Origin of the sequence: Streptomyces sp. NRRL F-2664 (assembly GCF_000719345.1) — a bacterium.
Classification (GTDB): domain Bacteria; phylum Actinomycetota; class Actinomycetes; order Streptomycetales; family Streptomycetaceae; genus Streptomyces.
This window is the reverse complement of sequence record NZ_JOFX01000003.1, coordinates 76,581-90,415: the sequence shown is the minus strand read 5'-3', so window position 1 is coordinate 90,415 and position 13,835 is coordinate 76,581. Positions and strand designations below refer to the sequence as shown.

Annotated in this window: 8 protein-coding genes and 2 pseudogenes; 3 read left to right on the top strand and 7 right to left on the bottom strand. The window is 73.6% G+C overall.

Annotation, left to right across the window (positions count from 1 at the left end; all coding sequences use genetic code 11):
- Positions 1-40 precede the first annotated feature (40 nt).
- A pseudogene (locus IF89_RS37675) lies at positions 41-1,274 on the top strand (FAD-dependent oxidoreductase).
- A 57-nt stretch (positions 1,275-1,331) separates the two neighbouring features.
- Here IF89_RS37675 and IF89_RS0104950 read toward each other — a convergent pair.
- From IF89_RS0104950 to IF89_RS0104930, 6 genes and pseudogenes are all read right to left on the bottom strand, one after another.
- A complete protein-coding gene (locus IF89_RS0104950; RefSeq protein ID WP_030761674.1) occupies positions 1,332-3,056 on the bottom strand; it encodes an acyl-CoA dehydrogenase family protein in 1,725 nt (574 codons plus the stop codon).
- A gap of 90 nt (positions 3,057-3,146) precedes the next feature.
- A complete protein-coding gene (locus IF89_RS0104945) occupies positions 3,147-3,749 on the bottom strand; it encodes a PadR family transcriptional regulator (protein WP_030761671.1) in 603 nt (200 codons plus the stop codon).
- A gap of 100 nt (positions 3,750-3,849) precedes the next feature.
- Positions 3,850-4,590, bottom strand: coding sequence for a carotenoid oxygenase family protein (locus IF89_RS48985; RefSeq protein ID WP_267882087.1), 741 nt, complete (start codon positions 4,588-4,590; stop codon positions 3,850-3,852).
- A gap of 67 nt (positions 4,591-4,657) precedes the next feature.
- Positions 4,658-5,227, bottom strand: a pseudogene (locus IF89_RS48980) (carotenoid oxygenase family protein); the annotation flags it as partial.
- A 75-nt stretch (positions 5,228-5,302) separates the two neighbouring features.
- Positions 5,303-5,779 (bottom strand): SRPBCC family protein, encoded by a 477-nt coding sequence (locus IF89_RS0104935; RefSeq protein ID WP_043193017.1) that lies wholly within the window; start codon positions 5,777-5,779, stop codon positions 5,303-5,305.
- A 35-nt stretch (positions 5,780-5,814) separates the two neighbouring features.
- Positions 5,815-7,317, bottom strand: coding sequence for an MFS transporter (locus IF89_RS0104930; RefSeq protein ID WP_063831246.1), 1,503 nt, complete (start codon positions 7,315-7,317; stop codon positions 5,815-5,817).
- Between the two features lie 127 nt (positions 7,318-7,444).
- On the opposite strand from IF89_RS0104930, the gene IF89_RS0104925 reads away from it, so the two are divergent.
- Entirely contained in the window at positions 7,445-8,158 is a 714-nt protein-coding gene (locus IF89_RS0104925) for an IS5/IS1182 family transposase (protein WP_051806801.1), read from the top strand.
- 56 nt (positions 8,159-8,214) lie between these two features.
- Here IF89_RS0104925 and IF89_RS0104920 read toward each other — a convergent pair whose 3' ends face one another.
- The gene (locus IF89_RS0104920; protein WP_030761658.1) at positions 8,215-8,781 is read right to left on the bottom strand and encodes a TetR/AcrR family transcriptional regulator; all 567 of its coding nucleotides are present in this window, start codon (positions 8,779-8,781) and stop codon (positions 8,215-8,217) included.
- A 152-nt stretch (positions 8,782-8,933) separates the two neighbouring features.
- Between IF89_RS0104920 and IF89_RS49585 the strand changes: the two genes are divergently transcribed.
- A complete protein-coding gene (locus IF89_RS49585) occupies positions 8,934-13,796 on the top strand; it encodes a DUF6777 domain-containing protein (protein ID WP_420706880.1) in 4,863 nt (1,620 codons plus the stop codon).
- Positions 13,797-13,835: the final 39 nt, after the last annotated feature.

Here is a 13,835-nt window from a genome sequence, read left to right as displayed (position 1 = left end):
GCCTGGGGATCGCCGGATCTCCCCGAAGGGAGTGGTTGCCGTGGAGCGAACGACCTGCTGCGTGGTGGGGGGCGGCCCGGCCGGGATGGTGCTGGCGCTGCTGCTGGCCCGCGCCGGCGTCGAGGTGACGGTGCTGGAGAAACACGGTGACTTCCTGCGCGACTTCCGCGGCGACACCGTGCACCCGTCCACCCTGTCGCTGCTGGACGACATCGGCCTCGCCGAACGCTTCGCACGGCTGCCGCAGCGCCGCGTCACCACCGTCCAGCTGCCCATCGGCCCGGACCGGTCCCTGGTCACCGTCGGGAACATCGGGGCGCTGCGCGGCCCCATACAACTACATCGCGATGGTGCCCCAGTGGGACCTCCTGGATCTCCTCGCCGACGAGGCGGCCCGGGAACCCTCCTTCCACCTGCGCATGGACACCGCGGCGACCGGCTTCCTCGTCGAGGGCGGACGCGTGCGCGGGGTCCACCACCGCACGGCCGACGGCACCACCGGCACGCTGCGGGCCACCCTGACCGTGGCCTGCGACGGCCGCGGCTCCCTGGCGAGGAGGCTGCCCGAACTGCGCCTGGAACGCTTCCCGTGCCCCATGGACGCCTGGTGGTTCCGCCTGCCGCGCCACGCCGACGACCCCAGCGGACTCGTCGGCGGCATCGGCGACCGGTTCTTCACCGCGCTCATCGACCGCGACGACTACTGGCAGTGCGCCGCGCTCATCCCCAAGGGCACCGACGCCGAGCGCCGCGCCGAGGGCCTGGAGCGCTTCATGACCCGCTTCGCGGAGGCCGCCCCCTGGCTCGCCGACCGCAGCGACGCCGTCACCTCGTGGGACGAGGTGAAGCTGCTGGACGTACGCCTGGACCGGCTGCGCCGCTGGCACCGACCGGGGCTGCTGTGCATCGGCGACGCCGCCCACGCGATGTCACCGGTCGGCGGCATCGGCATCAACCTCGCCGTGCAGGACGCCGTCGCCGCGGCCCGCCACCTCGTGCGCCCGCTGCGCGAGGGCACCCTCGGCCTGAACGACGTCCGCCGCGTCCAGTACCGCCGCTGGCCCACCACCGTGGCGACGCAGCGCCTCCAACGCCTGGCCCACGCCCAGGTCTTCGAACCGCTCCTGGCGGGCCGCACCGCCTTCGGCGACCCGGCACGCGCCAAGCGCATGACGGAACTGGTCACCGAGTCGCGCTGGCTGAACCGCGTCCCCGCGTACTTCATCGGCTACGGAGCCCTGCGCGAGCGCCCGCCGGCCGAGTCCCTGCGCTGAGGGAAACTCCGGCGGGCGCCGCGAACGGTGTCGCGGCGCCCGCCGGTCGACGGGGTCCTACTGCGCCATCTCGTACGCACCGGACAGGACCTCGACCCGCGACCACACGCGGGCCGAGCGGGCCTCGTCGACGACCGGGCGGCGGACGGCGGCCAGGGCCCAGGCCTGCTGCTCCGGCGTGCTGGAGTCCTTGCCGTGCAGTTCGACGGCGTGCTGGGAGAAGTCCCGCACGAGCACCGAGAACAGCTCGTCCAGCACCGACTCGTCCAGGTCCGTCAGGCGGGCCTGCTCCAGGATCAGCTGGCCGTGCACGACCAGCGCGAACAGCTGGCCCACCGACAGCAGGAAGTCCAGGTCGCGGCCCTGCGCCTCGTCGGGTGCGATCGTGGCCGCGAACTCGGCCAGGGCATCGGCCTGTTCCCGGAACCGCGCGACGTTCGGCACGGCGGCGTACGCGTCGTAGGCCGGGCGCCAGTCGTGGAAGCGTACGGAGCCCAGACCGCGGGCCGGCCCCTGCCGGAAGAGGAACGCGTCGTCGGCGGCGTCGAGCCGCGTCGGCACGGGCGCGTACTCGGCGGGCTCCAGCAGGTGGTTGCGCATGAACTTGAGGATCAGCGCGAGGTTGACGTGGACCGTGCCCTCCAGCTTCGGCAGCCCCCGGATCTCGACGGCCGCCTGCGCGAAGTAGTTGTCCTTCTCGAAGCCCTTGGCGGCGATGACGTCCCACATCAGGTCGATGACCTTCTCGCCCTCCGTCGTGACCTTCATCTTGGTCATCGGGTTGAAGAGCAGGTAGCGGCGGTCGTCCGGCCCGGCGGAGCGGAAGTAGTCCACGGCCCGGTCGCTGAACAGCTTCATCCCGACGAGGCGCACGTAGGCGTCGGCAAGCTCCCGGCGCACGTGCGGGAAGGCGGTGACGGGCCGGCCGTAGAGAATCCGGTTGTGCGCGTGCGTGACGGCCTCGTACATCGCGTGCTCGCAGATGCCGATCGAGGCGGTGCAGAGGTTGAACTTGCCGACGTTGACGGTGTTCAGCGCCGCGTCGAAGGCGGCGCGCCCGGTGTGCAGGACGTCCTCGGCAGTCACCGGGTAGTCCTCCAGGCGGAACTCGCTGACGTACTTGGAGGAGTCGACGACGTTCTTCACGAGCCGGTACGCCGGGTGGCGGCTGTCGGCGGCGAAGAAGACGTAGCCGTCGGGGCCCTCGACGTCGGTGCGGCGGCCGAAGACGGACACGAGGCCTGCGGCGTTGCCGTTGCCGATGTAGTACTTCGAGCCGGTGGCGCGGAAACCGCCGTCGCCGTCCGGCTCCAGCAGCATGTCCGTGGAGTAGATGTCCGCGCCGTGGGACTTCTCGGACAGGCCGAAGGCGAACACCTCGCCGTCCGCGAGGAGTTGCGCGGCGCGCTCGCGGGCCGCGGCGTTGTCGCTCTGCCAGACCGGACCGAGGCCGAGGATGGTGACCTGCCAGGCGTACCAGTAGTCGAGGCCGTAGAAGCCGAAGATCTCGTTGAGAGCCGCGATCCGCGCCGTGTCCCAGCGCTTGTCCGGCTCGTCCTCACCGGCGGCGGCCGCCGGGGTCAGGAAGGTCGCGAAGAGTCCTTCCTTGGCGGAGAAGGCGAGGAAGTCGGCCAGCCAGGCACGCGTGCGGTAGTCCTCGATGATCCGCCGCTTGCCGCGGGCCTCGAACCAGTCGACGGTGGCGCGCAGCAGCCTGCGGGTCTCGGGGTCGAAGTGGGCCGGGTCGTAGGTGTGCGGGTGGAACAGCAGAGGGTCGGACATGGCGGATCACCTTCCGAGGGGTCGGGTCGGGTGCGCGCGGGTGCGCGCAGGGATGGGGAAGGAGGGACGGCGGTCGCGGTCCCAGCGGGCTCAGAGGTCCGTCGCGGCCCGCGAGGTCGCGGTCGGCGGCGCGGGCGGTGCGCTCCGGCCGAGCCGGTGCAGCGTGGCCAGGACATCGTCCAGCCAGGCGATAGTCATCCGTTCCTGCGCGATCCCGCCGCGCAGCACGACGTGTTGCAGCTCCTGGCCGGCGTCGAGCGGCGCGGGTGCGCCCGGACCGGTGAAGTCCCGCACTTCGCCGGCGAGGTAGCGCGCGAGGCGGTCCCGGTGCGCCTGCTGGTGGCGTTCGACCTCGCCGATCAGGGAGGCGGGGTCGTCGAAGGCCGCGCCGCGGATCTTCACGGCGAGGTCGTGCCGCAGGCTCTCGGGCTCGATCGGCTCGTGCAGCCACTGCGCGAGGGCGTCCCGGCCGGGACCGGCGACCGAGTACTCCTTCTTGTCCGGCCGGCCCTGTTGCGGGACCGTACGGACGACGAGCAGGCCGTCGCCCTCCATGCGCTTGAGCACGCGGTAGATCTGCTGGTGCGTGGCGGTCCAGAAGTAGCCGATCGACCGTTCGAACCGGCGGGCCAGCTCATAGCCGGAGCCCGGTTTCTCCAGCAGGGAGACGAGGATCGCGTGTTCGAGCGCCATGCCCCGATCCTGCTATGCAACTCGTTGCATGGACAAGCGGCGGAGCCCAGGTGAGACGTGGCTCACCCGGGCACCGGTCACGCGTCGGGCCATGTGTCGCTCACGCGGCCGCGTCGGGGATCCAGGACCCGTGGATCATGGCCGGGACCCGGCGGGGCAGGTGGACCGTCGCCACGGGCGGGACGCTCAGGTCGGAGGCGTCCAGGACGAGGAGCTGTGAGGCGTTCGCGTTCAGGTCGCTGACCACCGTCAACAGGTACCCAGCGTCCTCCTGCGCGGTGCCCGTGCCCTCGGCGGGTACGAACACGGCCTCGCTGGGGAGCCGGCCCGCGCCGAACGGCAGCAGCTGCCGGGCTCCGGTGGTGCGGTCGTACTTGACGAGCGTGTGGGCGGCGATCCCCAGGTCGTCGGGGAAGGCCAGGGCGTACTGGTAGCGGTGCTCGATGCCGAGGAAGGCCTCGTTGATGGTCGGGAACTCCACCGTGAGGTCGTCGGTCAGCTCCTCCTTGACCGATCCGGCCGCGAGATCCACGGTCCAGCGGGTGCTGCGGGAGCCGGAGTTCGGTTCGGCCCCCCGGTCCTCGGCGCCGACCCACCAGTTCCACGAACGCTGCCAGCCGTCCCGGCCGACGGTCGGCCCCTCGACGACGATGCGCCCGTAGGGGTCCTCGTAGGCGTTGGCGAAGTGCATGCCGTAGCCCTGGCCGATCTCGAACCAGCGGATCTCGCGGGCCCGGCCGCCCGCTCCCGCCGCCGTGCGCGGCATGACGCCGATGCGGGAGACCTGCTCGTCGTTCCAGCTGTACGGGATCCCCGAGTGCTCGGCCGGGTCGAAGGCCACGGAACCCCTCCAGGAACACCACATAGTGCTCGGTCAGGGCGAAGTCGTGCTTGAGCGCGGCGCTCGCGCCCGGTACCTCCTGGCTCTCCAGCACCTGCCCGTCGGCGGACGCGACGTGGTGGATCAGGTACGGAGGGAAGGGGGAGGAGGCGAAGAAGTGCAGCTCGCCGGTGACCGGGTCCTCCTTGGGGTGGGCGGTCATCACCGAGGTCAGCCGGCCCCCGAAGTCGTAGGTGCCGACGGTCTCCAGGTCTGCCGTCAGCTCGAAGGGCAGGGCCGCCTCACTCAGGGCGAGGAGCCGGCCGGCGTGCTCGATGACGTGCGTGCCCGCCGTGCTGGCGGTGAGGTCGGGGCCCCTGTCGGTCATGTAGGGGGCGCCGTCGAGGGCCGGGGTGTGGACCCAGCGGTTGCGGTACCACTCGGCGCGACCGTCGCGCAGGCGGATGCCGTGGACCATGCCGCTGCCCTTGAACCAGTGGGTGGGGGTGATCCCCGGCTTGGGGTTGTGGCTGTTGCGGATGAGGCGGCCGGTCAGCTCGGGCGGGAGGGTGCCCTCGACGCGGAGCCCGGTGGCGGTGATCTCGTCGGCGACGGGGGTGTAGTGGCCGGTCAGGTAGGGCTTGGCGGTGCTGGTCATGGCGGTTTCCTCAGCTCGTGGAGGGGGAGTGCGACGGTCGGGAGGCAGTGCGGGGTGGGAGCGGTGGTGTTGCGGTCAGTGCCGTTCGGCCGGGGCGCCGGCCAGTGCCTCGGCCCGGTCCTTCAGAGCGCGGAGCCAGGCGTCCAGCGACTGCCGCAGCAGCTGCTCCAGTTCCGCGGGCCGGGCCTCGACGGGGGCCCCGCTCCAGGACTCCTCGGTGCACACCGTCACGGTGCCGGGCGCCGCCTCCTGGAAGGTCCAGACGTGGATGCCGTCGATGCCGTGGGCCGGGCCGCCCCAGACGATCCGCTCCCGGGGGACGACCTGGTGGAGGGTGGAGGTGATGTCGAGTCCGTGGGTGAGCCAGCGGAACGCCGTACCCGGGGCGAGCGGACCGGCGTATTCCACCCGGTCCACGTCGGGGTTCCAGCCGGCCCAGGCGGCGATGTCCGTGTGCAGGTCCCAGACGGTGGACAGCGGCGCCTGCACGGTCGTGACGGCGCGGACGACGACGGGGGCCGTGGTGTCGACGGCAATGGGGTGCGTGGTCATGGAGGACTCCTGGGGCGGTGTGATCGGTGGGGTCATCAGCGGTGTGACGAGTGGGTTCGGGAGGACGGGCAGAGGGCTGCCCGCGCCGGGGGAGGGGTGGGCTGCGGCGCCGGCCGGGCCCTGCGGGCCAGCACAGGCGTGAGGGCGGCCCCGACGCCGAGGACGGCGGCCGAGAGGAGGAAGGCCGTGCGGTACCCCTCGGTGAGGGCCGCGGTGCGCGGCAGGTCGGAGGCGGCGGTGCGGGCGGCGGCCACGGTGCCCAGGACGGCGAGCCCGACGGCCCCGCCGATCTGGCGGGTGGTGTTGACGAGACCCCCGGCCAGTCCGGCGTCGGCGGGCTCGACATCCGCTACGGCCGATCCGGTGAGCTGGACGAAGGCCACCCCGAGGCCGACTCCGACGAGGAGGACGGGGCCGAGCAGGTGCGTGAGGAAGCTGCCGTCGGCCGGGACCCCGGCCAGCCACAGGAAGCCGGCGGCCTGGACCGCCAGGCCCGCCAGGAGGGCCCGGTGCGGGCCGATGCGGCGGGCCAGTACGGGGGCCAGAGCGGATCCGATCATGTTGGCCGCGGCGAGCGGGAGTTGGGACAGGCCCGCTTCCAACGGGCCTGCTCCGAGGACCTGTTGCTGGTAGAGGGGCAGGAAGAAGAACAGGCCGACCCAGACCGCCCCGAGCAGCGCCATCACGAGGTTGGCGGGGGCCACGGCGCCGCGTGTGAGCAGCCGCGGCGGAAGCAGCGGGGCGGGGTGCCGCCGTTCGCCCCGTACGAAGAGGGTCAGCAGGACGGCCGCCGCGCCGAGGGCGCCGAGGACGAGGGGATCGGTCCAGCCCGAGCCCCCCGCGGCCGTGAGTGCGTACACGAGCGCGACCAGGCCGGAGGTGACGGTGAGGGCGCCGGCCACGTCGAGCGGCGGGCGGGATCCGTCGACCCGCTCGGGGTCGGCGGGTACGAGGCGCAGGGTGGCGGCCAGCACCGCCGCCGCGCCGATGCCGGAGGCATGGAACACCCAGGGCCATCCCGGGCCTTCGGTCAGGACGCCCCCGAGCAGTACCCCGGCCGCGCCGCCGGCGCCGGAGACGGCACCCCAGACGCCGAGGGCCCTGGCGCGGGCGGGGCCGGGCGGGTGGAGCCGCATGGCGAGGGAGAGGGCGGCGGGCGCGACGGCGGCGGCACCGATGCCCTGGGCCGTACGGGCGGAGATCAGCATCCAGGGGTCGCTCGCCAGTCCGGCGGCGGCGGCCGCCCCGGCGAAGAGGGCGAGTCCGGCCGCCAGCACGCGGCGGCGCCCGAGGAGGTCGGCCGCCCGGCCTCCGAGGAGCAGCAGCGCGCCGAAGGCGAGTCCGTACGCGTTGACGACCCAGGACATCCCGCTCTCGGTCAGCCCGACCCCGTCGCGTACCGCGGGGAGTGCGACGTTCACGATCGAGGTGCTGAGGGTGACCGCGAACTGGGCGGCGGCCAGGGCTGCGAGGGTCGCCGTGGCGGTCGTCCTGGGGGCTGCGGACCGGCCGTCGGGCGTCAGGGCGGGGGAATGCATGCGCGATCTCCTGTGTGTGGTTGACCACTCACTCATGGGGTCGAAAAAGTGGGCGGACCGCCGGCGTCGTCCGCCGGCCGTCCCGCTGGCTGAGCCGCTGTGGGTGGAGACGTTCACCGGGTTGCGGATGGACCGGTTCGAGCGGCTGCTGAGGGTGGTGAGGGAGCGGGGCGGCAACGGCCCGGGTGGCGGCCGGCCGTGGTGTCTGCCGCTGGCGGACCGGGTGCTGCTGGTGGCCGTGTACTACCGCACCAACCTCACGATGCGGCAGCTCGCGCCGCTTTTCGGGATCTCCCCGGCCACCGTCTGCCGCGTCATCCAGCGGCTGCGTCCGCTCCTCGCGCTGGAGCCGGCCCCGCGGCCCGTCGCCGGTGTCGAGCGGTTGTGGATCGTGGACGGCACGCTGGTCCCGGTGCGGGACCGCACCGTCGGCGCGTCCTCGCGTAATTACCGGTTCTCAGCGAATGTGCAGGTCATCATCGACGCCGACACCCGCCTGGTCGTCGCGAGCGCCCGACCGGCGCCGGGCAACAAGGCCGACGCGCATGTCTGGCGGGAGTCGGACCTGCCCGCCGCGGCCGCGGGGACGACGGTGATCGCGGACGGCGCCTACCTGGGCACCGGGCTGATCGTCCCGCACCGCAGAAGGGCCGGCCGCCCCCTCCTGCGCGGCCAGGAGGAGGACAACGCCGAACACCGCCGGGTCCGTGCCCGCGTCGAGCACACCTTCGCCCGGATGAAGAATTGGAAGATCCTGCGCGACTGCCGCCAAAGGGGCGACGGCCTCCACCACGCCGTCCAGGCCGTCGCCGTCATGCACAACCTCGCCATGGCACGGTGAAACAGCAGGTCAAGCACCGCGCAAGCCTGCCCGAATCGGACCTTCTGCAACAACCTTTAGTAGTGCCGGATGCCGGCCGAGAGTGTCCGCGACCAGGGCGCGTCCACCTCGTGCGCGTCCAGTGACACCAGCAGGTGGCAGAGCATGCCGGTCGCGAAGAACTTCTGCACGTCGGTCTCGTCCGCACCCGACGCGCCGCGCACGTACTCAACCATCCGGGCGTAGCCGACGCGTACGGCCTCGCGCACGGCGGTCTCGGACACGGCCGCCGCCTGGGCGTGGGTCAGGACGAGAAGCAGGTCCTTGTCGGCGATCAGGCGGGCGTAGGTGTCGCCCATGGTGTGCAGTACGGCCTCGGGGCTACTGCCCTGTGCCTGTGCGGCCCCCTCTTCGAGGCTGGTCCGCACCCGGGCGAAGCACCGCTCGACGACGGCGGTGAAGAGCGCCTCCTTGTTCGGGAACAGCCGGTAGACGTAGGCCTGGGAGATCCCGGCGGCCTTGGCCACCTCCGTGGTGGTCGTCCCGAAGTAGCCGCGTGCGGCGAAGGCGCCGATGGCGGTGCGCAGGACGGTCTCGCGCCGCTCTTCGGCGGAGGAGAGTTGGCGTCGTCGTTCCGTTGTCATATGAGTAATGAACCACTCACACTTCGAGCTGTCAAGAATCACCGGCGAGCGGACTGCGGGGCCCTGTCAAGTCCCGAAACCACGCGACGTGACGGGTCCCTGGGGCAGGGGGCCTACTCGTAAGACGAGCCACGTCGTATGTGGCCCCACCGATGTCGCAGGTGAAGGGGCGGACCCGTCCGGGCCGTCCCTTCGCCGACTCCCACGGCGCGGCACCGGTGTTCCGAAGATCCCCTCCGGGATGTGGAGGCGTTGACGGCCAGAAGGAGCGAGCACATGCGCGTCACGATCCTCGTACCAGTACCACTACCAGTACCAGTACCCGTACCCGTGTCCCGTTTCGGGGGGCGAGTGTCGTGAGCTCCCCGCCCCCGCCTCCCTCGTCCGAGCAGCCCACCGGCCCGCCGCCCGGTCCGCTGTCGGGCCGCGGTGCTCGACCGCAGCCGGCACCCGCCCCCGAGGCCCCGCCGCCGGTGCCTGCGCCCCCGCCCCCGTCTGCGTCCCTGCCCACGCGGCCGCTCGCGGCACCGGCCGACGGCGACGCAGAACGCCCCAAGAGGCGATGGCGGTCCCGCAGGACCGTGCTGAGCGCGACCACGGCAGCCGCCGTGGTGTCGGCGGCGGTCGTCGGTTTCACCGTGCTCGGAGGCAACCCCGCCGCTGGTGGCGAGGTCTTCCTGGAGGCCGCCGCGGCCGCCGGGCCCGATCCCTTCACCCCGTCGACGGCCACCGACCCGGAACCGATCGGCCCGCCGCCCGGGGCGACCGGGGTGGCCCAGGGCGGTGCGAGCGGTGCGCGCACCCTCGCCGTCGACGGCAGCCACCCGGGCCTGTACGGGGGCACGCGGAACGTCGCGAGCTGCGACGTGGAGAAGCAGATCAGGTTCCTCACGGAGCACACCGACAAGGGCAGCGCCTTCGCCACCACGCTGGGCGTCCGGCAGGCCGGGATACCGGCGTACCTGCGCTCGCTCACGCCGGTCCGGCTGGGCTGGGACACCCGCGTCACCAACCACGGGTACAAGAACGACGCTCCGACCGGCTACCAGGCGATCCTGCAGGCCGGTACGTCCGTCCTCGTGGACGGGCGTGGCGTCCCGCGGGTCCGGTGCGCCTGCGGCAATCCCCTGACGCCGCCTGTCGCGGTGCAGGGGAAGGCCAGGCTCAGCGGGACGGAGTGGTCTGCGTTCCGGTCGGCCGAGCTGGTCGCGGTCAGGCCCGCGGCGAAACCGGTGAAGGCCGTGACGGTCTACGATCCGGGTCGCAAGGCCTGGTACGAGCGGCCCAGCGGTGCGGTGCGGGGGCGTTCGGACCGCCAGGTCGAGCCGCCACCGAACCACCCGGCCGGCTTGCCGTACCCGGCGCTGCCGCCGGCCCCCGGAGGAACGGCCCCGACGCCCCGCGGCGACACGGGCACGGCCCCGGGCAAGGCGCCTGCGAAGGACACCGGCGAACGGCAGGGCACGGGCCGGGTGGAGGAGTGGGGAACGGGCGGGGAGAAGGCCCCCGGCAAGGAGCCGGGTCCGCCCCCGGGCAAGGTGCCCGGTCAGGACACGGGACCGGACCACGGCGGCAACCCGGGCGAGTCCCCCGCGAAGCCGCCGGAGAAAGCCCCGGACCAGGGCCCCGGGCAGGGCGCCGGCGAGCAGCCGGGCACGGCCCCCCGCGGGGACGCGACCGAGCACGCCGAGCCGAACCAGGACCGCACACCCAGCAAGGCCCCCGAGAACGAACCGAAGCAGCCCCCCGAAAAGGCACCGGGCGGAGCCCCCGAGAAGCAACCGGGCCAGAACCCGGGCAATGGCTCGGGCCAGGACCCCGGGAAGGGATCCGGCCGGGACCCGGGTAGTGGCTCGGGCCAGGACCCCGGGAAGCAGTCGGGCACCGCCCCGGGCGGGGGGTCGGGCAAGGATGGTGGGTCGGGCCAGGGCCGGAACCCGGGCGAGGCCCCCGAGAAGGTGCCGAAGCAGGCCCCCGGGAAGGGGTCGGGTCAGGACCCCGAGAGGGGATCGGGTCAGGACCCCGGGAAGGGATCCGGCCGGGACCCGGGTAATGGCTCGGGCCAGGACCCCGGGAAGCAGCCGGGCACCGCCCCGGGCGGGGGGTCGGGCAAGGATGGTGGGTCGGGTCAGGGCCGGAACCCGGGCGAGGCCCCCGAGAACGCGCCGAAGCAGAGCCCGGGGAAGGGATCGGGCCGAGACCCCGGTACGGAGCCGGGCACCGCCCCGGGCGGGGAGTCGGGCAAGGATGGTGGGTCGGGCCAGGGCCGGAACCCGGGCGAGGCCCCCGAGAAGGTGCCGAAGCAGGCCCCCGGGAAGGGGTCGGATCAGGACCCCGAGAGGGGATCGGGTCAGGACCCCGGGAAGGGGTCGGGCCGGGACCCCGGCCCTGGGTCGGGCCAAGACCCCGGGAAGGGGTCGGGCCAAGACCCTGGTAAGGCGCCGGGCACCGCCCCGCGGGGAGAGTCCGGTAAAGATGGTGGGTCGGGCCAGGGCCGGAACCCGGGCGAGGCCCCCGAGAAGGTGCCGAAACAGACCCCCGGAAAGGGGTCGGGTCAGGACCCCGAGAGGGGATCGGGTCAGGGCCCCGAGAAGGGCGGGAAGGGGTCGGGTCAGGGCCCCGGGAAGGAGCCGGGCACCGCCCCGCGCGGGGCGTCCGGCAAGGATCCGAAGTCGGGCCAGGGTCGTACTTCGGGCGAGGCGCCCAAGAAGGTGCCGAAGCAGGCTCCCGGGAAGGGATCCGGTCAGGGCCCCGGGAAGCTGCCGGGCACCGTCCCGGGCGGGGAGTCGGGCAAGGATGGAGGGTCGGATCAGGGTCGTACTTCGGGGGAGGCGCCCGAGAACGCGCTGAAGCGGCCCCCCGGGAAGGGGTCCGGTCGGGACCCCGGGAAGCTGCCGGGCACCGCCCCTGGCGGCGAGTCGGGCAAGGACGGCGGGTCGGGTCAGGGCCGGAATTCGGGCGAGGCGCCCGAGAAGGTGCTGAAGCAGGCCCCCGGGAAGGAATCGGGTCAGGACTTCGGCCCGGCGCCGGGCCGAGACCCTGGGTCGGGCCAAGACCCGGGGAATGGGGCGGGCCGCGACCCCGCGAAGCAGCCGGGTACCGCCGCCCCGCGTGGGGAGTCCGGAGAGAGGGCAGGGTCGAGCCAGGGCCAAACTTCGGGGGAGGCGCCCCAGAAGGTACAGAAGCGGGTCTCCGGGAAGGAGTCGGGCCGGGATCCCGGGCACGGGTCGGGCCACGACCCCGCGAGGGGGGCCGGCCGGCGGCGGTCCGGCGAGCAGCCGGGCACGGCCCCGCGTGAGACGTCGGGCAAGCTTCCCGGTACGAGTCAACGCCGGAATACCGGCAAGGCGTCCACGGAGGTGCCGAAAGGGGATCCCGAAAAGGGTCCGGGCCACGGCCCCGAGAAGGAACCGGGTCGGGCAGCCGGGCAGGGCTCGGCCCAGGACCCCGCGCAGGGGTCGGGCCGGGATTCCGGCCCGGAGTCGCGCCAGGGTTCCGAGCCGGGGTCGGGCCGGGAGACGGGCCGGAGGTCAGGCCGGGACCCTGTGAAGCAACCGGGTGCCGCCCCGCGCGCGGAGTCGGGCAAGGGCAGTCTCCCGGCCGGAGGACGGGCAAAGGATCAGGGCAGGGGTCGGGTGGGGCCCGGGAGCAGGGCTCGGATGAGGTCCCGGAGCACGCTCCCGGGCGAGACGCCGGTAAGGCTCCTGGTCAAGGCACTGACACGGGCTCTGGCCAGGACGTGGGCAAGGCCCCCGGGCAACCTCGCGGCCGGATTGCAGCCAGAGGTTTCGGGCAGGGCCCGGGTGAGGTCCCGGAGCAGGCTCCCGGCCCATACACCGGTAAGGCGCCTGGTCACCGTACTGGCACGGCAGCCGGCCAGGGCCCGGGCCATGCCTCCCGCCACGGTCGCGACGGGGGTCCGGCACAGGCCGGCCGGGAGAAGGCCGACGTATCCGGCAGTGGCCCGGCTGCAGCGCCGGACCAGGGCTCTGGGCAAACCCCGGAACCGCCTCCTGGCCAAGGCACGGGCCAAGGCTGGGGCAGTGGCTCCCGCCAGGGCAAGCATTTCCGCCGGTGTACCGATGCCCGCCCGGCCAAGACAACAGGCCAGGCCCCGGGTGAAGTCCCGGAGCAGGCACCCGGCCAAGGCTGCGGCCACGCGTCCGGCCAAGGTGCCGGCCAGGCTCCCGGCCAAGGCTGCGGCCACGCGTCCGGCCAAGGCTCCGGCAACGCGTCCCGCCAAGCCTCCGGCAACGCGTCCGGCGAAGGCGCCGGCCAGGCTCCGGCCCACGGCGTCGGCCATGCGTCCGGCCACGGTACTGGCCATGCGTCCGGCCCGGCCCCGGGCGCAGCCTCGGAGCAGGCTTCCGGCCAAGGTGCCGGCCAGGTACCCGGCCAAGGCGCCGGCAACGCGTCCAGCCAAAGCACCGGCCGGACTCCGGCGCCGAGCACCGGCAACGCCTCCAGCCAAGGCACCCGCCAGGCGCTGGACCAGAGCACCGGCAAGGCCTCCGCCCTGGGCACCGGCAAGGCCTCCGGTTGAAGCACCGGCAACGCCTCCAGCCAAGGCACCCGCCAGGCGCTGGACCAGAGCACCGGCAAGGCGTCCGCCCTCGGCACCGGCAAGGCCTCCGGTCGAAGCACCGGCAAAGCGGCCGGCCAGGGCGCTGCTCGGTCGGCGGGCCAGGGCGCCGCCGGGCGCGCCGTCGGCCGGGGCAGCGGCGAGGCGGCCGGGCGGGTGGGCGGTCCGGGCGGCATCGGCCACGGCAGGGGGTCGGGCCGGGGCGCCGGCGGGGGAGCGGGGAGTCGGGACGGCCGGGGTCAGGACGGGCGTGACCACGGGAGCCCGCAGGGGCAACCGAGCGGCTCCGACGGTTCGAGGAGCCGGAAGCAGGGGCCGTTGCCCGGGAAGCGGCCCACCCGGCCCCGTACCCGGCGGCGGGCGCAACGCGCTCCGAGCAGGGTCGACAGGGTTCACTGCACGCACTCCGAAGGGAGGAGATATGGAGGTTTGACGCTGTTGGCAATCCTTCACTCCGTTCGTCACGAATCCG

Bases quoted from the DNA above. Each gene is read 5' to 3' on its own strand.
- IF89_RS0104920 (WP_030761658.1), bottom strand. From the start codon at position 8,781: ATGACAACGGAACGACGACGCCAACTCTCCTCCGCCGAAGAGCGGCGC.
- IF89_RS49585 (WP_420706880.1), top strand. From the start codon at position 8,934: ATGTCGCAGGTGAAGGGGCGGACCCGTCCGGGCCGTCCCTTCGCCGAC.
- IF89_RS0104930 (WP_063831246.1), bottom strand. From the start codon at position 7,317: ATGCATTCCCCCGCCCTGACGCCCGACGGCCGGTCCGCAGCCCCCAGG.
- IF89_RS0104935 (WP_043193017.1), bottom strand. From the start codon at position 5,779: ATGACCACGCACCCCATTGCCGTCGACACCACGGCCCCCGTCGTCGTC.
- IF89_RS0104950 (WP_030761674.1), bottom strand. From the start codon at position 3,056: ATGTCCGACCCTCTGCTGTTCCACCCGCACACCTACGACCCGGCCCAC.
- IF89_RS0104945 (WP_030761671.1), bottom strand. From the start codon at position 3,749: ATGGCGCTCGAACACGCGATCCTCGTCTCCCTGCTGGAGAAACCGGGC.
- IF89_RS0104925 (WP_051806801.1), top strand. From the start codon at position 7,445: ATGGACCGGTTCGAGCGGCTGCTGAGGGTGGTGAGGGAGCGGGGCGGC.